The 23879-nt window shown below is 58.5% G+C and carries 21 protein-coding genes; 16 read left to right on the top strand and 5 right to left on the bottom strand.

Annotation, left to right across the window (positions count from 1 at the left end):
• Positions 1-51 precede the first annotated feature (51 nt).
• The 9 genes from ACP7A4_RS10560 to ACP7A4_RS10520 all read left to right on the top strand — a co-directional run bounded on the left by ACP7A4_RS10560 (position 52) and on the right by ACP7A4_RS10520 (position 11069).
• Positions 52-1158 (top strand): NADH:flavin oxidoreductase/NADH oxidase, encoded by a 1107-nt coding sequence (locus ACP7A4_RS10560; protein ID WP_059764441.1) that lies wholly within the window; start codon positions 52-54, stop codon positions 1156-1158.
• A gap of 191 nt (positions 1159-1349) precedes the next feature.
• Positions 1350-2063, top strand: a complete 714-nt coding sequence (locus ACP7A4_RS10555) for a tellurite resistance TerB family protein (RefSeq protein ID WP_426246709.1) — start codon at positions 1350-1352, stop codon at positions 2061-2063.
• Between the two features lie 580 nt (positions 2064-2643).
• Positions 2644-4266 (top strand): methyl-accepting chemotaxis protein, encoded by a 1623-nt coding sequence (locus ACP7A4_RS10550; protein ID WP_059764444.1) that lies wholly within the window; start codon positions 2644-2646, stop codon positions 4264-4266.
• Positions 4266-4781 carry a chemotaxis protein CheW gene (locus ACP7A4_RS10545; protein WP_426246707.1) on the top strand — a complete coding sequence of 172 codons (516 nt, stop codon included), beginning with the start codon at positions 4266-4268 and terminating at the stop codon, positions 4779-4781. The genes ACP7A4_RS10550 and ACP7A4_RS10545 overlap by 1 nt, the downstream gene beginning before the upstream one ends.
• On the top strand, positions 4778-6043 hold the full coding sequence (locus ACP7A4_RS10540) for a CheR family methyltransferase (RefSeq protein ID WP_426246705.1): 1266 nt from the start codon (positions 4778-4780) through the stop codon (positions 6041-6043). Before ACP7A4_RS10545 ends, ACP7A4_RS10540 begins: the two co-directional genes overlap by 4 nt.
• Complete coding sequence (locus ACP7A4_RS10535) at positions 6040-6732, top strand: chemotaxis protein CheW (protein ID WP_426246703.1); 693 nt, start codon at positions 6040-6042, stop codon at positions 6730-6732. The genes ACP7A4_RS10540 and ACP7A4_RS10535 overlap by 4 nt, the downstream gene beginning before the upstream one ends.
• A complete protein-coding gene (locus ACP7A4_RS10530; RefSeq protein WP_426246701.1) occupies positions 6729-9008 on the top strand; it encodes a hybrid sensor histidine kinase/response regulator in 2280 nt (759 codons plus the stop codon). The genes ACP7A4_RS10535 and ACP7A4_RS10530 overlap by 4 nt, the downstream gene beginning before the upstream one ends.
• Positions 9005-10015, top strand: a complete 1011-nt coding sequence (locus ACP7A4_RS10525; protein ID WP_203303241.1) for a chemotaxis response regulator protein-glutamate methylesterase — start codon at positions 9005-9007, stop codon at positions 10013-10015. Before ACP7A4_RS10530 ends, ACP7A4_RS10525 begins: the two co-directional genes overlap by 4 nt.
• A gap of 52 nt (positions 10016-10067) precedes the next feature.
• Positions 10068-11069, top strand: a complete 1002-nt coding sequence (locus ACP7A4_RS10520; RefSeq protein WP_059764457.1) for a response regulator — start codon at positions 10068-10070, stop codon at positions 11067-11069.
• 76 nt (positions 11070-11145) lie between these two features.
• On the opposite strand, the gene ACP7A4_RS10515 is transcribed toward ACP7A4_RS10520, so the two are convergent.
• Positions 11146-11934: a class I SAM-dependent methyltransferase gene (locus tag ACP7A4_RS10515; protein WP_059764459.1), complete on the bottom strand. Its 789-nt coding sequence runs from the start codon at positions 11932-11934 to the stop codon at positions 11146-11148.
• 374 nt (positions 11935-12308) lie between these two features.
• Here ACP7A4_RS10515 and prfB point away from each other — a divergent pair.
• The 7 genes from prfB to ACP7A4_RS10480 all read left to right on the top strand — a co-directional run bounded on the left by prfB (position 12309) and on the right by ACP7A4_RS10480 (position 19044).
• A protein-coding gene (gene prfB / locus ACP7A4_RS10510) for a peptide chain release factor 2 (RefSeq protein WP_120752346.1) occupies positions 12309-13404 on the top strand; the annotation gives its coding sequence in 2 pieces (ribosomal slippage) (positions 12309-12380 and positions 12382-13404; 1095 coding nt in all).
• Positions 13405-13520: 116 nt separating this feature from the next.
• A complete protein-coding gene (gene lysS / locus ACP7A4_RS10505) occupies positions 13521-15023 on the top strand; it encodes a lysine--tRNA ligase (RefSeq protein ID WP_059764463.1) in 1503 nt (500 codons plus the stop codon).
• 151 nt (positions 15024-15174) lie between these two features.
• Complete coding sequence (locus ACP7A4_RS10500; protein WP_203303240.1) at positions 15175-15891, top strand: TetR family transcriptional regulator; 717 nt, start codon at positions 15175-15177, stop codon at positions 15889-15891.
• A gap of 12 nt (positions 15892-15903) precedes the next feature.
• The gene (locus tag ACP7A4_RS10495; RefSeq protein WP_426246697.1) at positions 15904-16452 is read left to right on the top strand and encodes a hypothetical protein; all 549 of its coding nucleotides are present in this window, start codon (positions 15904-15906) and stop codon (positions 16450-16452) included.
• A 24-nt stretch (positions 16453-16476) separates the two neighbouring features.
• Positions 16477-17754 carry a flavohemoglobin expression-modulating QEGLA motif protein gene (locus tag ACP7A4_RS10490; protein WP_203303239.1) on the top strand — a complete coding sequence of 426 codons (1278 nt, stop codon included), beginning with the start codon at positions 16477-16479 and terminating at the stop codon, positions 17752-17754.
• A gap of 52 nt (positions 17755-17806) precedes the next feature.
• On the top strand, positions 17807-18721 hold the full coding sequence (locus ACP7A4_RS10485) for an alpha/beta hydrolase (protein WP_426246694.1): 915 nt from the start codon (positions 17807-17809) through the stop codon (positions 18719-18721).
• On the top strand, positions 18718-19044 hold the full coding sequence (locus ACP7A4_RS10480) for a hypothetical protein (protein ID WP_059764474.1): 327 nt from the start codon (positions 18718-18720) through the stop codon (positions 19042-19044). Before ACP7A4_RS10485 ends, ACP7A4_RS10480 begins: the two co-directional genes overlap by 4 nt.
• A gap of 46 nt (positions 19045-19090) precedes the next feature.
• Here the strand turns inward: ACP7A4_RS10480 and ACP7A4_RS10475 are convergent, their stop codons facing one another.
• The 4 genes from ACP7A4_RS10475 to ACP7A4_RS10460 all read right to left on the bottom strand — a co-directional run bounded on the left by ACP7A4_RS10475 (position 19091) and on the right by ACP7A4_RS10460 (position 23624).
• On the bottom strand, positions 19091-20479 hold the full coding sequence (locus tag ACP7A4_RS10475) for a lytic polysaccharide monooxygenase (protein WP_426246692.1): 1389 nt from the start codon (positions 20477-20479) through the stop codon (positions 19091-19093).
• A 46-nt stretch (positions 20480-20525) separates the two neighbouring features.
• On the bottom strand, positions 20526-21917 hold the full coding sequence (locus tag ACP7A4_RS10470; RefSeq protein WP_426246690.1) for a glycosyl hydrolase family 18 protein: 1392 nt from the start codon (positions 21915-21917) through the stop codon (positions 20526-20528).
• Positions 21918-22365: 448 nt separating this feature from the next.
• Complete coding sequence (locus ACP7A4_RS10465) at positions 22366-23145, bottom strand: OmpA family protein (RefSeq protein WP_059764480.1); 780 nt, start codon at positions 23143-23145, stop codon at positions 22366-22368.
• A 65-nt stretch (positions 23146-23210) separates the two neighbouring features.
• Entirely contained in the window at positions 23211-23624 is a 414-nt protein-coding gene (locus tag ACP7A4_RS10460) for a DUF4398 domain-containing protein (RefSeq protein WP_048363326.1), read from the bottom strand.
• Positions 23625-23879: the final 255 nt, after the last annotated feature.

The following is a 23879-nucleotide window of genomic DNA, read 5'->3' as shown; positions in this document are numbered from 1 at the left end:
AACACGGGTCTGAGCAGCTTGGAGCCCGCCCACTGAAATGAGAGGTGACCCATGAGCCTGCTGCTCGAACCCTATTCCCTGCGCCAATTGATCTTTCCTAACCGCATCGCGGTCTCGCCGATGTGCCAATACTCCAGCGTCGACGGCTTGGCCAATGACTGGCACCTGGTGCACCTGGGCAGCCGTGCGGTGGGTGGCGCGGGGCTGGTCTTCACCGAGGCCACCGCCGTCACCGCCGATGGCCGCATCACCGCCCAAGACCTTGGGTTGTGGGATGACCAACACATTGAACCGCTGCAACGCATCACCCGCTTCATTCGGGCACAAGGCGCGGTCGCAGGTATCCAATTGGCTCACGCCGGACGCAAGGCCAGCACCCATCGCCCGTGGTTGGGCAAGCACGGCAGCGTGAAAGTCGAAGAGGGCGGCTGGGTGCCGGTGGGGCCATCGCCCATCGCCTTCGACCCCCAACACACCGCACCCACCCAACTGGACGAGGGTCAGATTCAGGACGTGATTCAAGCCTTTGTCGACGCCGCCAAACGTGCGTTAGAGGCGGGTTTTTCAGTGGTTGAGGTGCACGCCGCGCATGGTTACTTGCTGCATCAATTCCTCTCGCCGTTGAGCAACCAGCGCCGCGACCAGTACGGCGGCTCCTTCGAAAACCGTATTCGTCTGGTCCTGCAAGTCACCGAAGCGGTGCGTGAAGTGTGGCCACAAGAGCTGCCGTTATTCGTGCGGGTCTCGGCCACCGACTGGGTGGAAGACGGCTGGAACCCCGACGAAACCGTTGAACTGGCGCGGCGCCTCAAAGCGTTGGGTGTGGACCTGATTGACGTGTCATCGGGCGGCACCGCGGCCAACGCAGAAATCCCCGTGGGGCCGGGTTACCAGACGCGCTTTGCCGAGCGCATTCGCAAAGAGTCAGGCATCGCTACCGGCACGGTAGGCATGATCACCGAGCCGGCGCAGGCCGAGCATATATTGCGCACCGGTCAGGCCGACTTGATCCTGCTGGCGCGTGAACTGCTGCGCGACCCTTACTGGGCCTTGCACGCCGATGACGACCTGGGCGGCAAACAGGCCACCTGGCCTGCCCAATACCAGCGGGCGACCCATCGCGATCAACCGATTCATGAATCGGACCTGCGTGATTGAAACGCCGCTGTGCGATTTGCGCTGGAGGAGTGTCTGATAACGCTGCGGGGCAGGGCGTTATCGGCTGCACTTAATGTGGGCCTGGCCTACGCGGCGCAACATCTGGAAGCAATCGAACTGACCATAGCCGCTGATGGGGCACTACTCTGTCGGCCTGCTTTTTTCCTTAACCCCGTTGCTAGAGGCCTTGTATGAACACTCGTGGATTACTCGATCAGTTACTCAAGTCTGGCCAGGAATTGTTACAGAACAAAACCGGTGCTGCCAAAAGCAGCGCGGGAGCTGACAAAGGCGGGTTAGGCGGCCTGTTGGGCGGCGCTGGCGGGTTGGGCGGCTTGCTTTCGGGTGCGGGCGGTGGAGCGTTGGCGGCGGGCGCAATGGGCCTGCTGCTGGGCAACAAAAGCGCGCGCAAAATTGGCGGCAAGGCCATCACCTACGGTGGTTTGGCGGCTTTGGGCGTGTTGGCCTACAAAGCCTATGGCAACTGGCAGGCCAACCAGGGCAGCGCGCCCCAAACCGAGCCGCAAACCGTTGATCGCCTGCCGCCACCGCAAGTTGAGCAGCACAGCCGGGCCATCCTTAAAGCGTTAATCGCGGCGGCCAAGGCCGATGGCCACATTGACGACCGTGAGCGTCAACTGATCGAGGGCGAGTTCAGCAAATGTAACAACGACCCCAAGACACAGGAGTGGCTGCAAGCCGAGCTGATCAAACCGTTGGACCCGGCCGAAGTGGCCCTCGCGGCGAGCACGCCGGAAATGGCGGCTGAAATGTACATCGCCAGCGTGATGCTGGTGGATGAAGACAGCTTCATGGAACGTTCGTATCTGGATGAACTGGCCAGGCAGCTAAAGCTTGATCCGGCGTTGAAAAACGAACTTGAAAAGCAGGTTAAACAGGCTTAAGGGTGAGGATTTGCTTAGGGTAGCGTCGCAAAGACACGCGCAGTCCGCGACCTGCTTTAGATCTGCTTTTGACGTGGCTTTTGATCTACCCGCCCCTTCGGGACAGACGTGTCGGGCCAAGGATGGCCCGTCACGGCGTGCCCCCGCAACAGCACCTGCGCTCAGCCTCCTGTGAGGATCTTCGTCGTTCAACCCATTTGAGTGACGGCAGTTGCATCGCTAAAAGCAGCAGTAAGCCACCTGGGGATCACGGGTTTTCGGGAGGTTTCACACACGCCATCGACCTCAAACACTTGGCCACCACGCCAGCGATGTGACTGCGTGATGGCTGTGACGTGCTCAGCGTGCTGGGCTGGCGCCTGCAACCCACCTCAAGCGGCTGTGTGCCAAGCCGCTCGCCGCCACATGAGGTGGCGGCCTGGCGGTAGAACGCCCTGATGATGTCGCCTTGGCGATTACAGATGTAATCCTAGGTAAGTTTTTTACCTGATCCATGTGAGATCGGTCTCAAACCTCGTGCGAATCATCCTGCACCCTCGGCTATACTCCCCTTCATTTGAACGGCACCCGAGGATCGACTGTGAAGAACTGGACGTTACGCCAACGCATCTTGGCGAGCTTTGCCGTAATCATTGCCATCATGCTGTTGATGATCGTCGCAGCGTATTCACGCCTGGTCTCGATTGAAACCAGTGAAGAGAAAGTGCGCACCGACTCCATTCCCGGTTTGTATTACAGCTCCATGATCCGCAGTGCCTGGGTCGACAGTTACGTTCAGACCTTGCACCTGATGAATGATGTAACCGGTCGCCCGCTCACCAAAGAGGAAAAAGACCTCTACACGTCCTATGAAGCTCGTCTGGAAAAAGAACTGGCCGGTTATCGCTCGACCATCAGCGACGGCACGGATGAGTCGGAATATGAAGCGTTTTTAGTGCGCCATAAAGCCTACGACGCCTCGCTGGACACGGTGGTCGCGCTGTTCGAAAAGAACGACATGGATCAAGCTCGGCGCCTGCTGGTAGAGCAACTGACGCCCGCGTGGAACGCAGGCCGTCAGCAACTCAATAAAGTGATTGAAGACAACCAAAACTCGGCCATTCATGCCAGCAACAACATTTCTGACGCGGTGCTGGCGGCCAAGGCCAGCATGCTGGTGTCAGTGCTGATTGCCGTGATCGCGGCCAGTGTGTGCGGCTTCCTGTTGCTGCGCGCGATTATGTCGCCGATGCAGCGCATTGTGTCGATCCTCGAAGTGATGCGTTCCGGTGACTTGAGCAAGCGCCTGAACCTGGAGCGTAAAGACGAGTTCGGCGCTGTCGAAACTGGCTTCAACGACATGATGGCCGAATTGACGGCGCTGGTGTCTCAGGCCCAGCGCTCCTCGGTGCAGGTCACGACGTCGGTCACTGAAATCGCCGCCACCTCCAAGCAGCAACAGGCCACCGCCACTGAAACCGCCGCCACCACCACTGAAATCGGCGCCACGTCGCGCGAAATCGCGGCCACCTCGCGTGATCTGGTACGTACCATGACCGAAGTCACGTCGGCGGCCGACCAAGCCTCGATTTTGGCCGGTTCCGGGCAACAGGGCCTGGCGCGGATGGAAGACACCATGCATCAGGTCATGGGGGCGGCCGATCTGGTGAACGCCAAGCTGGCGATTCTGAACGAGAAGGCCGGCAATATTAATCAGGTGGTGGTGACCATCGTTAAAGTGGCCGACCAAACCAACCTGCTGTCGCTCAACGCTGCGATTGAGGCCGAGAAAGCCGGTGAATACGGACGCGGCTTTGCCGTGGTGGCCACCGAAGTGCGCCGCTTGGCTGACCAGACGGCCGTGGCCACGTATGACATTGAGCAAATGGTGCGTGAGATTCAGTCCGCCGTGTCGGCGGGTGTGATGGGCATGGACAAGTTTTCCGAAGAGGTGCGCCGTGGCATGTCCGAGGTGCAGCAGGTGGGCGAGCAGTTGTCACAGATCATTCATCAGGTGCAGGCCCTCGCGCCTCGTGTGTTGATGGTCAATGAAGGCATGCAGGCACAAGCCACCGGCGCCGAGCAGATCAACCATGCGCTGGTGCAGTTGGGCGATGCCAGCAGCCAGACCGTTGAGTCCTTGCGCCAGGCCAGCTTTGCCATTGACGAGCTGAGCCAGGTGGCGGTCGGGCTGCGCAGCGGCGTTTCGCGATTCAAAGTCTGATGAGCGAACCTCTCGCCCCGCGCGAAGTCGCCAAAGCGTCGAAAAACAGCCTTTTTCTGGTGTTTTATATTGGCGCCGAGCGCTATGCCTTACAGGCTATCGACGTGGTTGAAGTGTTGCCGCGTTTGCCGCTTAAACCCATCGCCCATGCGCCCGCGTGGGTGGCAGGGGTGTTTGCGCATCGTGGCCAGATGGTGCCGGTGATTGATGTGAGTGCCATGACCTTTGGCCAACCGGCCGTCGAGCGCACCAGTACCCGCCTGGTGTTGGTCAATTATCAGGGCCGTTTGTTGGGGCTGGTGCTGGAGCAGGCCAACGAGATGTTGCGCTGCAACCCGGCGGACTTTCAGCCCTATGGGCTGGATAACCGCGAGGCACCTTATTTGGGACCGGTGCGCAAAGATGCGCAGGGGTTGTTGCAGTGGATTCGCGTCAACGACCTGCTAACGCCAGCAGTACGCGGTTTGTTGTTCACTGACGCGGACCCCGATCTGTCTGGGCAGGCCCGCGCATGAGTGCTGATCAGCGTTTTTTTGACTTTCTTAAACGTCAGATCGGTCTGGATGTGGCGTCAGTAGGGCCGGCGATTATTGAGCGGGCCGTGCGCCAGCGGTGTACGGCATTGAACATGGCCGACCACGATCAGTATTGGCAGTGGCTCAATAGCTCGCAGGACGAGCAGCAAGCGCTGATCGAATCAGTGATCGTGCCCGAGACCTGGTTTTTCCGTTATCCCGAATCCTTTGTCACGCTGGGACGGCTGGCCCGCGAGCGTCTGGCGGCGCACAGCAGCCCACGGGTGCTGCGCATTTTGAGCCTGCCGTGTTCTACCGGCGAAGAGCCTTATTCGATTGCGATGGCGATGTTTGACGCAGGCTTTGCCGCGCATCAGTTCAAGGTCGATGCGCTGGATGTCAGCCCGCTGTCGGTGCAGCGCGCCCAGCGGGCGGTGTATGGCAAAAACTCATTTCGCGGGCAGAACATCGAATTTCGTGAGCGCTATTTCACCCTTGAGGAGGACGGCTATCAGCTGTGCGCGCGGGTGCGTGAGCAGATCACGTTCCATGTGGGTAACCTGCTCGACCCTGCACTGATGGCCAACCAACCCGCGTATGACTTCGTGTTTTGCCGCAATCTGCTGATTTACTTCGATCTCATAACGCAGAAGCAAGCACTGGACGCGCTCAAACGCATGACGCGTACCGATGGTGTGTTGTTTATCGGCCCGGCCGAGGGCAGCCTGCTCAACGGGTTGGGCATGCGCTCAATCAATGCGCCGCAGTCGTTTGCGTTTTGCCACAGCCAGGAGCCGCCGCCTGCGGTGATGCCCCCACGGGTGGAGCGCAAGCCGCAAGCGCGGCCTTTGCCGCCGCTCACAGCGCCCGTCAGTCGCCCCTTTATTGCCCGCCCGCAAACGCTCACGCAGCCGTCAGCGCCCACGTTGGACGAACCCGCGCAATTGCTCGAAAAAATCGCCACGCTGGCCAATGAAGGTAATAGCCGCCAAGCGCGGGCCGCTTGTGAGCTGAGCTTGCAACGCCACGGCCCGCAGGCGCAGGTGTTTTATTGGTTGGGCCTGCTCAGTGATGTCGAAGGGCAGACCGCCCAGGCGCAAGCGTTCTATCGCAAGGCGTTGTATCTGGAACCTCAACATGCCCAGGCGCTGGCGCAGTTGGCCGCGTTGCTGGCCTCGTTGGGCGATGTCGCCGGTGCCCAGCGTTTGCAGGCCCGAGCTGCGCGCAATGAGCGTTCGGTTCAGAGTGAGCGTAAACAATGAACGGTTTAACAGCCCAAAGCTTGATCCACACCGAAGCCCTGGCGATTGATGATTGCTGGAACCGCATCGGTGTTTATGGCAATAAATCCTGCCCGTTATTGACTGAGCATATTCACTGTCGCAACTGTTCGGTGTACTCGGCAGCGGCAACCCGCTTGCTTGATCGCTATTCATTTGAGCAGGACGGCCAAGACCTTGCCGCTGCGCCCGACCTTGAACATAAAGTGGCGACACGTTCGCTGATGATGTTTCGCATGGGCGGTGAATGGTTGGGACTGGCCACCGGTTGCCTGGACGAGGTGGCGCCGATGCAGTCGATCCATTCGTTGCCCCACCAGCGTTCGCGTGCCTTGTTGGGCGTTGCCAACGTGCGGGGTACGCTGGTGCCTTGCCTGTCGCTGGTCGAATTGCTGGGGCTGGACCCGACCGTGACCGTGAGCGTGACGGCATCACAGCGGGTGATGCCGCGCATGCTGATTGTGGCCGCGCCGGGCGGGCCGGTGGTGCTGCCGGTGGATGAAGTCGACGGCATTCATAACATTGAACAACGGGTGTTAAACACCGCATCGCTCTCGGGCGAGCACGCCAGCGCCAAATTCACCCGGGGTGTGTTGCCGTACAAGGCCCGCAGCCTGCGCTGGCTGGATGAAGAGCAATTGCTCAGCGCCATTACCCGGAGCCTCACATGACCCCCGAGCAAATGCGCGATGCCTCGTTGCTGGAGCTGTTCAGCCTGGAGGCTGAAACCCAAACTCAAGTACTGAATGCGGGTTTACTGGCGCTGGAGCGCAACCCGACTCAGGCCGATCAGCTTGAAGCGTGCATGCGCGCGGCGCATTCGCTCAAAGGTGCAGCGCGCATTGTCGGGGTGGATGCCGGGGTCAGCGTCTCTCATGTGATGGAGGATTGCCTGGTCAGCGCTCAGGAAGGCCGCTTGTACCTGTTGCCTGAGCACATTGATGCCTTGTTGCAAGGCACTGACCTGTTGATGCGCATTGCAACACCGGGCAACACGGTCAGCGCGGCGGATGTCGAGGCCTATGTGGCGCTGATGAATCGCCTGCTCGATCCCTCGCAAATTCCCGCGCCAGTGGTAGCCCCGGTTTTTGATGTGTCGCAACTGCTGCTGGCACCCCAGCCGCAGGCGCCGCAACCCACGTTCGAGCCGCCGCTGGCGGCTGAACCTGCACAGCGTCCGCAACGGCGCACGGAAAGTGGCGAGCGGGTACTGCGCGTCACCGCAGAGCGCCTCAACAGCTTGCTGGATTTATCCAGTAAGTCGCTGGTCGAAACCCAGCGGCTCAAGCCTTATCTGGCCACGTTGCAGCGCCTTAAGCGGATCCAGAGCACCAGCCTGCGGGCGTTGGACAGCCTCGGTGATCAACTCAAAGTGGTCGGTCTGAGCCATGAGGCGCAAGAAGCCTTGGCTGAGGCCCGGCGCTTGTTGGCCGAATCACAGCACGTGCTCAGTGAGCAGACCGCTGAGCTGGACGAGTTCGGCTGGCAGGCGAGCCAGCGCGCGCAGTTGCTGTATGACACGGCGCTGGCATGCCGCATGCGGCCCTTCGCCGATGTATTGGCCGGGCAAGAGCGCATGGTGCGTGACCTGGGCCGCAGCCTGGGCAAGCAGATACGCCTGGAAATTGAAGGCGAAAAAACCCAGGTTGACCGCGACGTATTGGAAAAGCTCGAGGCACCCCTTACCCATTTGCTGCGTAACGCGGTTGATCACGGCATCGAGTTGCCCGAGCAGCGGTTGTTGGCGGGTAAACCGGTTGAAGGGCTGATTCGCTTGCGAGCCTCGCATCAGGCCGGTTTGCTGGTGCTGGAATTGAGCGATGACGGCGCGGGGGTGGACCTTGAACGCTTGCGCCGCACCATCGTCGAGCGCCAGCTTTCGACCGAATCCACGGCCGCCCAGCTCAGTGAAGAAGAGCTGCTGACCTTTCTGTTTTTGCCCGGCTTCAGCCTGCGCGACACCGTGACCGAAGTGTCCGGGCGCGGGGTGGGGCTGGACGCCGTGCAGCACATGGTGCGCCTGCTACGCGGGGCGATTGTGCTGGAGCAAACGGGGGGGCAGGGCAGCCGTTTCCATTTGGAAGTGCCGCTGACCTTGTCGGTGGTGCGCAGCCTGGTGGTGGAGGTCGGCGACGAAGCCTACGCCTTCCCGCTGGCGCATATCGAACGCATGCGCGATCTGCAACCCGACGACATCGTACAGCTCGAAGGGCGCCAGCATTTTTGGCATGAGGGCCGCCACGTAGGCTTGGTCGCCGCCAGCCAGTTGCTGCAACGCCCGCCCAGCCAGAACGATGACGAAACCCTCAAAGTGGTGGTGATTCGCGAGCGCGATGTGGTCTACGGGGTGGCGGTGGAGCGTTTTATCGGCGAGCGCACGTTGGTCGTATTGCCCCTCGATCCGCGTCTGGGCAAGGTGCAGGATATTTCGGCCGGTGCGTTGCTTGATGACGGCTCGCCGGTGCTGATCGTTGACGTCGAAGACATGCTGCGGTCTGTCGACAAACTGCTCAATACCGGGCGTCTTGAGCGTATTGACCGGCGTAATCGGCACACGGCCGAATTGGCCCGCAAGCGTATTTTGGTGGTCGACGATTCGCTCACCGTGCGTGAGCTACAACGCAAGTTGCTGCTCAATCGCGGCTATGAAGTGGCGGTGGCGGTCGATGGCATGGACGGCTGGAATGCATTGCGTGCTGAACACTTCGATTTGTTGATTACCGACATCGACATGCCACGCATGGACGGTATCGAGTTGGTGACCTTGTTACGCCGCGATAACCGTTTGCAGTCGATGCCGGTGATGGTGGTGTCCTATAAAGATCGTGAAGAAGACCGTCGGCGCGGCCTGGACGCAGGAGCCGACTACTATTTAGCCAAAGCCAGTTTCCATGACGATGCGCTGCTCGATGCAGTGGTTGAGCTCATTGGAGGAGCCCAGACATGAGAATTGCCATCGTCAACGACATGCCCATGGCGGTTGAAGCCTTGCGCCGGGCGTTGGCATTCGAGCCGGCCCATCAGGTGATCTGGGTGGCGCGAGACGGCGCAGAAGCGGTTTTGCTGTGCGCCGAAAACACCCCTGACTTGATCTTGATGGACCTGATCATGCCGGTCATGGACGGTGTGGAAGCCACCCGCCGGATCATGGCAGAAAGCCCCTGTGCGATTGTGATCGTGACGGTCGACCGTCAGCAAAATGTGCACCGTGTGTTCGAAGCCATGGGCTTTGGCGCGCTGGATGTGGTGGACACACCGGCTTTGGGCGCGGGTAACGCCAGAGAGGCCGCCGCGCCGTTGCTGCGTAAAATCTTGAACATTGGCTGGTTGGTGGGCCAACCCGACAAACGGGTAAAACCGGTGGACACCCCGCCACGTCAGCACAGCATGCGCCACGGTCTAGTGGCCATTGGTTCATCGGCGGGAGGGCCAGCCGCCCTCGAAACACTGCTAACAGGGCTGCCGAGGCAGTTTGAGGCGGCGATTGTACTGGTTCAGCACGTTGATCAGGTGTTTGCAGCCGGTATGGCCGAATGGCTCAGCAGCTCGTGCGGGGTCGATGTACGTTTGGCCCGCGATGGTGAAGCGCCCCAGCCCGGCACGGTGTTGCTGGCCGGCACCAACCACCATATCCGGCTCTTGAAAAACGGCACGCTGGCCTACACGGCAGAGCCGGTGAACGAAATTTATCGGCCCTCGATTGATGTGTTCTTCGAGAGTGTTGCCAGGTTCTGGAATGGCGAGGCCGTGGGGGTGCTGCTGACCGGTATGGGCCGTGATGGCGCGCAAGGGCTCAAACTCATGCGCCAGCAAGGCTTTTTGACCATTGCCCAGGACCAACAGAGCAGCTCGGTATACGGCATGCCCAAAGCGGCCGCGGCGATTGATGCCGCGGTTGAAATTCGACCCTTGGACAAGATTGCGCCACGCTTGCTGGAGATATTTGGCAAATGAGTGACAAACCCCGGCAGGACTGGCTTGAAGGTGGTAATTCAGGTGAACGCGCATGAATGACTTGCAGTTGGACGACGTCAAAAACGACGAAAACGCAGCGATGGTGTTGCTGGTCGACGATCAGGCGATGATCGGCGAGGCCGTGCGCCGGGGGTTGGCCCTTGAGCAAAACATCGACTTCCACTTTTGTGCCGACCCGCACCAGGCCATCGCGCAAGCCATTCGCATCAAACCGACCGTGATTTTGCAGGATCTGGTGATGCCCGGCCTCGACGGCCTGACGCTGGTGCGCGAATACCGCAATCATCCGGCGACCAAAGACATCCCCATTATTGTGCTCTCCACCAAAGAGGACCCGCTGATCAAGAGCGCGGCCTTTGCGGCAGGGGCCAATGACTATTTGGTGAAACTGCCCGACAACATCGAGCTGGTGGCGCGCATTCGCTATCACTCGCGCTCCTACATGACGCTGTTGCAGCGCGATGCGGCCTACCGTGCGCTGCGGGTGAGCCAGCAGCAACTGTTGGACACCAACCTGGTGCTGCAACGGTTGATGAACTCTGACGGCCTGACCGGGCTGTCCAATCGTCGTCACTTTGACGAGTACCTTGAACTGGAATGGCGGCGTGCTTTGCGTGAACAAACCCAGTTGTCGTTGCTGATGATCGACGTGGACTACTTCAAGTCGTTCAACGACACCTTTGGCCATCTGGACGGTGATGAAGCGTTGCGCAAAGTGGCCGCCTCCATCCGCGATGCCAGCAGTCGACCCTCCGACTTGCCTGCGCGTTACGGCGGTGAAGAGTTTGCCATCGTGCTGCCCAACACCTCTCAGGGCGGAGCACGCCTGGTAGCAGAAAAACTGCGTCAGGCCGTTGCGGCGTTGAAGATTGCACACATCTCGCCCGCCGAGGGCAGCAGCCTCACGATCAGCATTGGGCTGGCCACGCTCACGCCGCAACACAGCGGCAATTGCCGCGAATTGATTTCGGCGGCGGACAAGGGGTTGTACCTGGCCAAAAACAACGGGCGCAACCAAGTGGGTATCGAGTAAGCGAACTCTCGTCAGGCTCCCCGTAGCTGCTGGCGCAGGCTGCGTCTGTGCGTGCAGATGCAGCCCGGGCCGGGCGTTAGTCGCCTTTCTTTCTGAGCAGCATCAGCCCGGTGGAGTACGCCGTTTTATAACGGCCAGCGCAGTAGTGTGCATACAGCGTTTGGTAGTAGTCAGTGATCGCCTGTTCGCGGATAGTTTCGTCGAACTGGCGGCGTACCTGCGTACTGGCGCCCCAATGCCAGTCCCTGAAGTCGCTGAAGTTCTCAAACTCGACGGTTTCCTCAATGCGCTGTGCGCGCACCATGTCAAAGTCGTGCAGGGTGTCCAGAATGTCCCGGCGGCTGAACCTGAAGTCATCAAACACCACCGGTTCAGTGATGCAGGGGTATTGATGGCGGATCTCCATCAAGGCTCGCTCTTGTATAAAACGCTCGTCCGGCAAGTAATCGAAATCCAGCGCGCAGGACAAAAACAAGTCACCCCCGGGCCTGATGGCGGCCGACAGTTTGTCGATCACGGTTTGTTCTTGTGGAATAAACCCTTGCAAGCAGGCCGCGCAAACGACGGCATCAAAGGGCGAAAAGTGGTCCAGGGAGTACGTCAGAAAGTCACTGATGATAAAACGCACGTTGGGCGCGGCATGCACCAGGTTGGCATAGGTAATTTTGTCCTTGGATTGATCGATGCCGATGTACTGTTCGATGTTGTTCAAATCCACAAACAGCAGGCTGTTGCCGGTGCCACAGCCGACATCCAGCACATTACCCTGGGGCGTTGCCAATGACAGCAGTAGCTCCAGGCAGCGTTTGTTGACCTGCCGTGAATTGCGTTGAAAGCCTTGTGGGCCACACCTCAGGTTTTCCATTGCCTTGCTCCTGGTGCTTGTTTGTACGGTCAGCCCACGGGGTGTTATCACGCGACAGCAGCGCGTTAAAGGCCGTACTGGTTAGGTATAGCGAGCTTGTTGTGATGTGCAATGAAACGCCGGGTAGTCCATTTCTCTAAAGTTGGGTAACTATTCCCAAGCTGTAGTTGTGATGTGACTTCGCCTGTTTATTGTGGCGCGCCAGCTGCAAATTCGCGGTGTGCTGTATGCCTCGTAGGGCGCCGTCATTGACGTGTTGCGCCTTGCGGGCTGCGGCAAATGGCCCATATAAGGCCGCCGGGCGGGCTGCTGTAACGGTATATTTTCGGTATACTCTTTGGCTTTGTAAAAATCGCCTACGAGTGCAGTCCGCCATGGAAATCAACCCGATCCTTAACAGCATCAAGGACCTGTCAGAGCGCTCCGAAACCATTCGGGGGTATCTTTGACTACGATCAAAAGCATGAGCGTCTGACCGAAGTCAATCGCGAGCTTGAAGATCCGAGTGTCTGGAACAACCCTTCGTACGCCCAGGAACTGGGACGCGAGCGCTCATTATTGGCGCAAATTGTAGAAACCCTCGATGAGATGCACACCGGTCTGGCCGATGCCAAAGACCTGCTGCTGATGGCTGCCGAGGAAGAAGATCAGGCCGCTGTGGATGACGTTGCCGCTGAGGTTGAACGTCTGCGCGAGTCCCTTGAAAAACTCGAATTTCGCCGCATGTTCAGTGGTGAGATGGACGCCAACAACGCTTACCTGGACATCCAGGCAGGCTCGGGCGGCACCGAAGCGCAAGACTGGGCCAATATCCTTTTGCGGATGTATTTGCGCTGGGCCGACAAGCGCGGCTTCGATGCCACCATCATGGAACTGTCTGCCGGTGAAGTGGCCGGGATCAAAGGCGCAACCGTGCACATCAAGGGTGAATACGCCTTTGGTTGGTTGCGCACCGAGATTGGCGTCCATCGTCTGGTACGCAAAAGCCCGTACGACTCGGGCAACCGTCGTCACACCTCGTTCTCGGCGGTATTCGTTTCGCCAGAGATCGACGACAACATCGAAATCGACATCAACCCCTCAGACCTGCGGATCGACACCTATCGTTCCTCCGGTGCGGGTGGTCAGCACGTAAACACCACCGACTCGGCCGTACGTATTACCCACGTACCGTCCAACACCGTGGTGAGCTGCCAGAACGAACGTTCGCAGCACGCGAACAAAGACACCGCGATGAAAATGCTGCGGGCACGTTTGTACGAGCAGGAAGTGCAAAAGCGCAACGCCGCTTCCCAGGCGCTGGAAGACACCAAGTCGGACATCGGCTGGGGTCACCAGATCCGTTCGTACGTACTCGATGCTTCGCGCATTAAAGATTTGCGTACCAATATAGAACGCAGCGATTGCGACAAAGTGCTCGACGGCGACATCGACGAGTACCTGATAGCGAGCCTGAAACAAGGGCTGTAAGTCGCGCAACACCCGTAAAGTGCGCCGCTGAGGCGCTGCCCCGTGAGGGCCGCCAACGCCCGCTCCCCCCTGCCGCAAGGCGGGGGCAACGAACCTGTGATGGAATTTTTTAAGACATGAGCGACCAACAACTCGACCCGCAAGATGTGCAACAGGAAGAAAACGCCCTGATCGCCCTGCGCAAGGAAAAACTTGCAGCCGAGCGCGCCAAGGGCAATGCCTTCCCGAACGACTTCCGCCGTGACAGCCTTTGCGCCGACCTGCAAAAGCAGTACGCGCAAGCGACCAAGGAAGAGCTGGCCGAGGCGGCCATCCCGGTCAAGGTTGCGGGTCGCATCATGCTTAACCGTGGCTCGTTCATGGTGATCCAAGACATGAGCGGTCGCATTCAGGTCTACGTCAACCGTAAAACCCTGCCGGAAGACACCCTGGCCGAAGTCAAAACCTGGGACTTGGGCGACATCATTGCCGCTGAAGGTACCCTGGCCCGTTCCGGCAAAGGCGACCTGTACGTTGAAATGACCAACGTGCGTCTGCTGACCAAATCCCTGCGTCCGCTGCCCGACAAGCACCACGGCCTGACCGACACCGAGCAGCGTTATCGCCAGCGTTACGTTGACCTGATCGTCAACGAAGACGTGCGTCACACCTTCCGTGTACGTTCGCAAGTGATTGCCCACATCCGCAGCTTCCTGATGGCACGCGACTTCCTTGAAGTCGAGACGCCGATGCTGCAAACCATCCCGGGCGGTGCTGCGGCCAAGCCGTTCGAAACCCACCACAACGCCCTTGATATGGACATGTACCTGCGTATCGCGCCAGAGCTGTTCCTCAAGCGCCTGGTGGTCGGCGGCTTTGAAAAAGTGTTCGAGATCAACCGTAACTTCCGTAACGAAGGCGTGTCGACCCGTCACAACCCTGAATTCACCATGTTGGAGTTCTATCAGGCGTACGCCGACTACGAAGACAACATGGACCTGACCGAAGAGCTGTTCCGTGAACTGGCGCAGCTGGTTCTGGGCAGCACCGACGTGCCGTACGGCGACAAAGTGTTCCACTTCGGTGAACCGTTTGTGCGTTTGTCGGTGTTCGACTCGATCCTCAAGTACAACCCTGAGCTGACCGCCGATGACCTGAACGACATCGACAAGGCGCGCGCCATCGCCAAGAAAGCCGGTGCCAAGGTGCTGGGTTTCGAAGGTCTGGGCAAATTGCAGGTGATGATTTTCGAAGAACTGGTCGAGCACAAACTGGAACAGCCGCACTTCATCACCGAGTACCCGTTCGAGGTGTCGCCACTGGCACGCCGTAACGACGATAACCCGAACGTGACCGATCGTTTCGAGCTGTTTATCGGTGGTCGTGAAATCGCCAATGCTTACTCCGAGCTCAACGATGCTGAAGATCAGGCTGAGCGCTTCATGGCTCAGGTCGCTGATAAAGACGCAGGCGACGACGAAGCCATGCACTACGACGCTGACTTTGTGCGTGCGCTGGAATACGGCATGCCGCCAACGGCCGGTGAAGGTATCGGCATCGACCGTCTGGTGATGTTGTTGACCAACTCACCGTCGATCCGCGACGTGATCCTGTTCCCGCACATGCGCCCACAAGCGTAACGTTGCGAAATAAGAAGCCGCCGCCAAGGGCGGCTTTTTATTGCCTGCTGCCCCGTGGTGTATGCCGTGCAATCGCTGGCGCAGGCGGCTATTGCGCCCAAAACGGGCGCATTTCAGGCACAGCCATCGTCTTCAATAAAAGGAAACATGCGTGAACCTTGTCCAGGCACAAACCGGTGCCGTAGATGTTGCCACGGCGGTGGCCGGTAGCGTCCAGTATCAAGGCCGTAAAGCCAGTCGACATGGCAGTGAGCAGCGTCGGCAACTGATTCTGGATGCCGCGATGCGCATTGTGTTGCGCGATGGCGTGCGCGGTGTGCGCCATCGTGCAGTCGCTGGCGAGGCGGGCGTGCCGCTCTCGGCGACCACCTATTACTTCAAAGACATCGATGACCTGATCCACGATACCTTCGCCCAGTACGTGGAGCGCAGTGCGGCCTTTATGGCCAAATTGTGGCAAAGCACTGAGGGCAAGCTGCGCGAAATGGTGGCGTACGGCGATGGCAGCCCGCAATCGCGCTCACAACTGGCCGATGAAATCGCGGCCATGACGGCGCACTATGTGGAGCACCAATTGCTGACCCGGCGTGACCAGTTGCGCGCCGAGCAGGCGTTCCATCAGGCCGCGCTGCTTAACCCTCGGCTGGCCGTACTGGTGCGGGCACACGAGCAAATATTTTTGCAGGGCACGTGTCAGATCTTTCAGGTGCTGGGTTCCAAACAGCCGCAGCAGGATGCCAATGTCTTGACGGCGATTATCGGTCGGATGGAATATCAGGCCCTACTCAATGGCGCGCAGCCAGCAGTCGACGCAGAGCGGCTCGCTATCCTCACGCGCTACATGCACTTGGTGTTGGCCGCTTTATAGAAGGATGCAGGCATGAAAGGTTGGCGCGTAATGCTTCTGGCAGTCTCGTTTTTACTGTTGAACGGTTGTCTGGTCACCTTCAAGCAAGCCCCTTTGGTGGCACAAACGGCCCCGCAGTCGCTGCTGGGAAAATGGAGCAGCAAAGACGCCTGGGGGCAGGCGCGCCATTTGAACATTCGTGCCATTGATAAAACCCGCTATCAAGCCGAGGTTTACCCCAAGGGCGACCCCAAGGCCCGTAAGCGCTACACCTTCATCGTCGCCCGGCACGGCAATCGTTGGTACGCCTCGGCGGCGTTGCCGGCAAACGTGGGTGGCGATTACACACTCAATGGCTTTGAACTGACCGACGCAGGCGAACTGGTGGTGTATGACCTTGACCTTGAGCAGATCCGTCAGGCCATCGGTCAGTCCGCGTTGAGCGGCGACACGGTGGAAACCGCCGAGGGGACTGGCGTACAGATCAACAGCCCATCGGCTAAAGTGTTTGCTTATCTGGATGACCCGGCGAACTCCGACGTGTTTGTCGAAATCGCCCGCTATCAGCGCGTGGCCAAGTAACAGCCCACATCTAAGGAGCACCGGGTGGACGATTATCAACGCACGATTCGTACCTTGTCAGACCGCATCGTGCTGGCCCAAACCCCGATCCGCGTGCTGGATGCGGTGAAGTGGGATGACAGCATCCGTCAGGGGTTTCTCAAGGCCAAGGGCAAGCAAATGCCAGCCGTGGACCGCGATTACTACCTGGGGCGGCCGCTGTCGTTTGATTCGGGCGCGGTGAAGCTGGAGTTTCAGAACATCGAACGTGATATTACCCGCCAGTTGGGTCAGTTCAACCCGGTGGGGCAGATCATGCGCCGCATGTGCAAAGAGTACCGAATGGTGGTGCGCATGCTCGAAGCGCGTGGCACTGAAGATTTCGGGCTGATCTCGCAGGAACTCTACGGCGCGGCCTCCGATGCGTTCCACGCGGGCGACCCGACGCTGGCCGATCTGGGGCTGATGATGTCGGACTATCTGGACAACATCGATGATCGCGGCGCGCTTAAAGACGAAGCCAAAACCCTGACCGCAAAAGACGCGGTGAACATGCTGCAAAGCCGACTGAACAAGGTGTTCGGTGAGGCCGAGGAGACCATCCGCGTTTTTGAGTCTGACGGCATCGTGGCCGATGCGGCGGCGGGTGCGGACTACATCAAGATTCGCACCGATGCGATGTTCAACGAACGCGATGTGCGGGCGCTGGAAGTTCACGAAGGGCTGGTGCATGTCGGCACCACGCTCAACGGGTTGAACCAACCGATCTGCACTTTTCTGGCCAAAGGCCCGCCGTCTTCGACGGTGACGCAGGAGGGGCTGGCAATTTTGATGGAAATCATCACCTTTGCCTCCTACCCCAGCCGCTTGCGCAAATTGACCAACCGCACCCGCGCCATTCACATGGTGGAGGAGGGCGCAGACTTTATGCAGGTGTATGAGTTCTTCCGTGAGCAAGGCTTTGAAATGCCTGAAAGCTATGGCAATGCGAGCCGGGTATTCCGTGGGTCAGTGCCCAATGGCCTGCCATTCACCAAAGACTTGTCCTACCTCAAGGGCTTCATCATGGTTTACAACTACATTCAGTTGGCCGTGCGTAAAGGCAAGCTGGAGCAAGTGCCGCTGTTGTTTTGTGGCAAGACCACGCTGGAAGACATGCGCACCCTGCGCCAGTTGGTGGATGAAGGGCTGGTGGTGGCGCCCAAATACTTGCCTGAGCAGTTTCGTGACATGAACGCGCTGGCGGCCTGGATGTGCTTCTCCAACTTCCTCAATCATTTGAGCCTGGACCGGATCGAAGCGGATTATTCCAACATCCTGTAACGCTTCGGTAGCGCCCGCGGGGTGACAGGCCCCTCTTTAATAGGATTGCTCCATGAAAGCCCTGGCTGCACTCTGCCTGCTGCTTGCCCTCAGCGGATGCAGCTCGCTGCTGTTTTACCCCGAACCCGGCCAGCCCGTTACGCCGACGGCGGCGGGGCTGGCGTACCGCGACGTCACGTTGACCGCCAGCGACGGCACCCGCCTGCACGGCTGGTGGTTGCCGGCCAAACCCGGTGTGCCGCTCAAGGGCACGGTGCTGCACTTGCACGGCAATGGTGGCAACCTGGCTTATCACTTGGGGGCTGCCGCGTGGTTACCCGCCGAGGGCTATCAGGTGTTGATGCTTGATTACCGGGGTTACGGCCTGTCACAAGGCTTGGCCCGTTTACCCGAGGTGTATCAAGACATCGACGCGGCGTTCGACTGGTTGCAACACCAACCGCAAGCCCAAGGTGTGCCGTTGATTGTGCTGGGGCAAAGCCTGGGCGGCGCGATGGGGGTTCACTATTTGAGCAAACACCCGCAGCAGCGGGCGCGCGTCACAGCGCTGGTGCTTGACGGCGTACCGGCCAGTTACCGTGAGGTCGGGCAGTTTGCCTTGAGCACTTGGTGGCTGACGTGGCCGCTGCAAGTCCCGCTGTCGTGGCTGGTGCCGGACGCTGACAGCGCGCTGTACGCGATACCGGACATGGGTAATCTGCCGATGCTGATCTTCCACAGTGTGGATGACCCGGTCGTGCCGCTTTCCAACGGCATCCGGTTGTATCAAGCTGCGCCCCCGCCCAAGGTGCTGCAATTAACGCGCGGCGGGCATGTGCAGACGTTTGCCGACCCGACCTGGCGTCTCGTGATGCTGCGTTATCTGCAAGACCCGCAACACTTCAATGGCGTGCGGCGCCTGGGTGAAATCCCCAATTACCCCGCCACCCCGAATTCGAAAAACGTTGAACCAGAGAGCCAACCATGAGTGAAGAACGTAACGCCATCCCGCTAATCATCACCGGTATTTGCACCATCATCGGCACCGTGGGTGTGCTGTGGTATTACGGTTATTTGCATTTCGCCAAGCCCGAAGATGCCCTGTTGCTCAGCGACTTCACGATGCTCAAAACCATTCCCGGTGAAGATTACAAAGTGTCGCTGACCCCGGCCAACCAAGTGGCGCAGTGCGTCGATGGCATCATCGTGCTGTTCGACACCGAGCAGAAAGGCCTGACCGGTGTGTTGGTGAACAACAAGAAACAAGCCGTGCGTTGCCTGGGCCAGGAAACGCCACGCCTGGAGCAGTAAAGCCCTGTGCCAGGCGCGAGTGGGCATCGTGCCTGGCGCCTGGTGATCAGGTGCGCTTGGTGACTTCAGTCCACAGCGTATCCGTATTACCAGGGGCCCAGTCTGGAACGTACGAAATATGCGCTTGCAGGCACTTCCAGTTTTTCTTTTCGTGGCTAACCAGGTCGTTGTTTTTATAGGACGTATTGAGTGACCAGGCCGGGTACTGCGAGCCTCCCTCGTCTGTGTCGGTTTTGACCGTCAGCACATTGCTGGGCACTGACCATTGCGCGCGTTGATCCAAGGCCGCCACGAAGTAGCGGTATTGAGTGATCGGTGTCAGCCCGGTGTCTTCAAACGTTGTCTGGCTTGCGCTCACCCGTTTGATCTCGTGCCCGTCACGGTAAATGACGTAGTGGGTTATCGGGCTGTGGCTGGTGGATGCTCCCCACATCAGGCTCACACCTGTCGCGGTTTGTACCATGCTGTGCAGGTTTTTGGGCGGTGTAGGGGGTGCGTCTTCTCCTCCTTCACTCAGCGTATTGACTTCAATGGCACGGCTGGGGGCCGAAAGATTGCCGTTCTCATCGATGGCGCTGATGAAGTAGGTGTAAAGCGTTTGCGCAGCGACGCTGTTGTCAGTCCAGTTGAGCAGGGGGGCTTCAATGTCGACGGTCGTGATGCCGTTACGGGTCAGTCGATAGTAAGCGATAGGGTAAGTGCCGCTCGACGCACTCCACGACAAGGCCACTTGTTTGTCAGTCACCTCAGTGGTCGCCAGATCCGCTGGCGTGGTGGGGCGCTCATCGGACCCGGTGTCCACGAAGTCCAGGTCCAGCACCTGGTAAAACGCCATGGGGGTGTCTGCCACTTCCCAAACCGCCAGCAACACGTGGTAGCCCACACGTTCAGGCAGAGGGAGCTGATGGTGGGTCGGTGATGGCGGTCTCAATGCATTAGGGTGTGCCCAAAACGGCTGCAGGTTGTTCTGTACGGTGTAAAAGGGTTCTGCTTCAAATTGATCGCGTGCCAATGCTCGCTGAGGGTCCCAGTCGGCGGTCGTTATAAAGTAGTTCCAGCGCCGTGTGGGGTGGTTGGCAGTGAAGTTCCAGGAAATGTCTAAAACATCCCCGCCCCGAACCTCATGTTTTCTCCAGTGCGTGCCCGGCTCATCGAGCATCAGGCCGGTGAGCTGGTTAGCGCTGGCGATCTTGCCGTCCGGTGGTGCAGCCGCGTTGGCGATATCGTCCGGGGCGTAGGCGTCGAGGATGCCGGCGCCAAGACTTGGGAAGAACTTGCCGCTCTCGCGCTGGTTCAAAGCGCCCTCATCCAAATCGCCCTCATCCAAATCGCCCGCAAGCCATGCAAAGTAGGCACGCGATGCCGGTGAGAAAATATGACCGTGGCGCAGGTTTTTGCTTTTGCTGATGACATTGTTTGTTCGAACGTTGGACATGGTATGCCTCGGGTGCAGTGAGTACTTTGATAAAGCAGCCTTTAAATCAGACGCGCTGCCACACAGAGGTGGCTTTGTCCGGCGTCCAGAACAGCGTTGAGGTGTGCTGCATGGCACACCGGTACACGTGGCCCAGGTAACTCACGCGCGCGTTGTCTGCATACCAGGTTGCGTTTATCCACGCCGGGTCGGTCTCGCCATTGCCCGGCGTACGCACCGTCAAAACGGGGCTTAAATCGGAGCTGTTGCCTTGGGTGTCTTTGGCGAGTATTTGATAGCTGTAAGTGATGTCAGGGCCTAGCCCCTTATCGACAAACGTGAGGGCGTCGACTTGCCCGCAAGGTTTGCCATCGCGGTACAGCCAATAGTGTTTGATCGGGTGAGGGCCTGAGGAGGGTTGCCAATTGAGTGTGACGGACGAGGCAGTCTGAGCCGTTGAGTTGAAATTGCGCGGTGTGGACGGTTGTTGTGGCTGCGGTGTTTCACCCCCCGAGACATACCCGTAACGCGTAATAAACTCCCAGTTATAAGCCTCCCCCGATTTTGGGCGACCGTTGTCCCAATTGATCGACCACGTCATCAGGCCTTTAATCGCCAGCTGCGCCTGTTCCAGTCGCAGCAGTGCCTGTGTCACTGCTTGGGGGTCAACCACATAGCCGTTGTCGGCGGCATCATTGTTACTGGGCAGGCCAATCACAAATTTTTCAGGCGGGATGTGAATAAAACCGCGAGAGCCAGTGACGATGCTGTGGGTCAAGAAGTACAGAAAGTCCTCCTTCACGGCATTGTCGTTTTGTTTCAGGTTGCCGAAACCTTCGACCCATACGCCATCAGTGCCCTGATTATAAAACTGCGGGGCAATGAAGTCGTACTCGCCCTCCAGTGAAGTAATGTACGGCACATAACTTGCCCCGGTGCGTAGATAGGGAAACTCGGGCGCCATGCTGATGATGAAATGTTTGCCTTGCTCGCGGTAAAACTGTTTGACCCGTTTTAGCGCCGCCGGAATAACCGTTTGATTGTCCTCAGCCGTAATGGCGGCTTGTTCCAGGTCGATATCCAGACCGTCGAAACCATACGTTTCTACCAGGTCAATAATCCGTTGCACGAGGGCGTTTTCATCGCCGCTCGACAATTCAATGTGTGCATCGGCACCGCCCAGGGATATCAGCACTGAACGGCCTTGAGCGTTCAGCATATCCACTTGCCGGCGAAACTCTGCATCCGATTGGTTATAGGGGGTAAAGGTGGGGATGTGATCCGCACTGCCGGGTGAAACCTTCATGAATGCCACGGCCACGACGTTGTACTGCTCGGGTATATCAATGAGCTCCATATTCTTGAAGAAACCCTGTCGATAACCGCTGCCGCTCCATTCCCCCTCTGCCCAGTTATGCCAAAAGCCCATGACTATTTTTTTGTTACTGATATCGGGCATGTCTAACGTGGAGCAAGCAAGGCGAGGTGTTTTGCGTGATTGAACCATATGGGTTTCCCAGCTCTACGAGTGTGCATTGATGGGTGCGCAAGTGCCCGGGGGGACGTGAGTTCGCCGTGGCCCGTGCAGGTCTGCTTTTTATAATCAGAGTGTTATGTATAGAGGCAGAACCGGGCGGTGGGTACTGTCAGAACTGACAGTTCATTAAGCTCAATTGGAATATTTAACGTGGGGGCAGTGTGTTTATACAAAGCGGCCCTGTTTGCAGGGCAGTGACTTGCGTACCGCTAAAGGCGCGTCAAGACGTCTTCACAGTGCGCAACCAGCCAGGCTAGCCCCGGCGTACGCATGAATTGCTCAGCGTAGGTGTCGGATAAAAAAACACCCCGGCATCAGGACGGATGTCCGATGCCGGGGTGTTGTGTACTACGCGGCTTTTACGACGCGTTTACTGCATCGACGAACGCGGCGCTACGGGCTGGTTGTCGTTGGAGATAGTCACTTCAACGCGGCGGTTCTGGGCACGACCGGAGTTGGTGGCATTGCTGGCCACCGGGTATTCCTTGCCATAGCCTTGAGCCACGATGCGTGATGGATCAACACCGGCATGTACCAGTGCGTTTTTAACCGCGTTGGCACGGCGCTCAGACAGGCCCTGGTTGTAGGAAGCCGAACCTTTGCTGTCGGTATACCCTTCAACGATCACTTTGCGATCCGGGTTTTTGATCAGGTAGTTGGCCAGCGTGGTGATGCTGTCACGGCTGTTGGATTTGAGGTCTGCACGATCGAAATCAAACAGCACATCACCGAAGGTGACCAGGGTGCCACGCTCGGTTTGCTTGGCATTGAGGCTCTGCAACTGACGGATTTGCGCGTCACGAGCTTCAAGCAGGGCTTGAGCACGGGCGGCAGCGGAGTTTTTCAGCTGGTTTTCAGCGGTGCGCAGCGCGATGGTCTGCTTGGCCACTTCAACACGCTGGTTGGTCAGGTACGCCAGTTGGTCAACCTTGGACTCGTCTTCTTTGTCCAGGTAAGCCTTTTGCGCCTTGTCCAGCCACTCGCTGGCGTCTTTGGTTTCCAGGGCGGCGACCTTGGTGGCTTCCGGGTTGGTTTGCAGCGCCGAGAAGTTGGTCTTGGCGTTTTCCAGGTTGATGTTTGGCTGGTGCGAGCACGCCGCCAAGCCAACGCTGAGGGCCAACAGGGCAGGGATCAGTACTGTGTTACGCATAATATTTAGTCCTTTCTAACGATTAGGAATGCGAAGTCGCAGAGACAGGCAAAAAGGGGCGGCGTTTACTTAACGCTGCGCATGCCTTCCTGACGCAGTTCCTGAACGGCTTTCTGAGCATCCTGAACGGCCTTCTCGGCTTTAGCGGCCTGGGCTTTGCGTTCTGCTACGCGAGCATCCCACTCGGCTTGTTCAGCCAGACGCTTGGCGTCCTTGTAGTTTTTGTCGTGCATGGCCAGCTCGGCTTGCTTGAGCTTGTCTTGCGCCGACTTCATTTCCACCGGGGCGTATTCAGTACCGCCAGCGCTCACGGCGTTGTTGACCGCCGATTGAGTCACTGCGTATTGCTCGGACGGCGGGTTGCCAGCACAACCGGCCAAAACGAAGCTGGTACCGATTGCCAACGCAGCCAGTTTTAGCCCGCGCAGGCGAGGTGAGGTGGTTTTGACAGTGCGGGTCATCATGGTCTTCAACTCCATTAGGTAACTCCTGAAAAACTTCAAATTCCATCACGTCTGTGGCGTCAAACAGGATTGCCTGTGATGTCACCCGGAGTGTTGATATCCCTGCCCCGGCAGTGATGGTTAATGGGTGTGACCGAAACGATTTTTGAATAGTTCAAAAAAAAAGATGGCTAATGGCCTAATTATTCGTGACCGATCAGTCACGCCATTTTGCCCCGATCAAAGCGTTGCCAAGCCCTGATTTAGAGGGCGCGCCGGGTTCTATAAGGG

It is taken from the genome of Pseudomonas sp. TWR3-1-1, assembly GCF_049896545.1.
Lineage (GTDB): Bacteria > Pseudomonadota > Gammaproteobacteria > Pseudomonadales > Pseudomonadaceae > Aquipseudomonas > Aquipseudomonas weihenstephanensis.
Note: the sequence above shows the minus strand (reverse complement) of the source record. Positions and strands in the feature narration are given on the sequence as shown.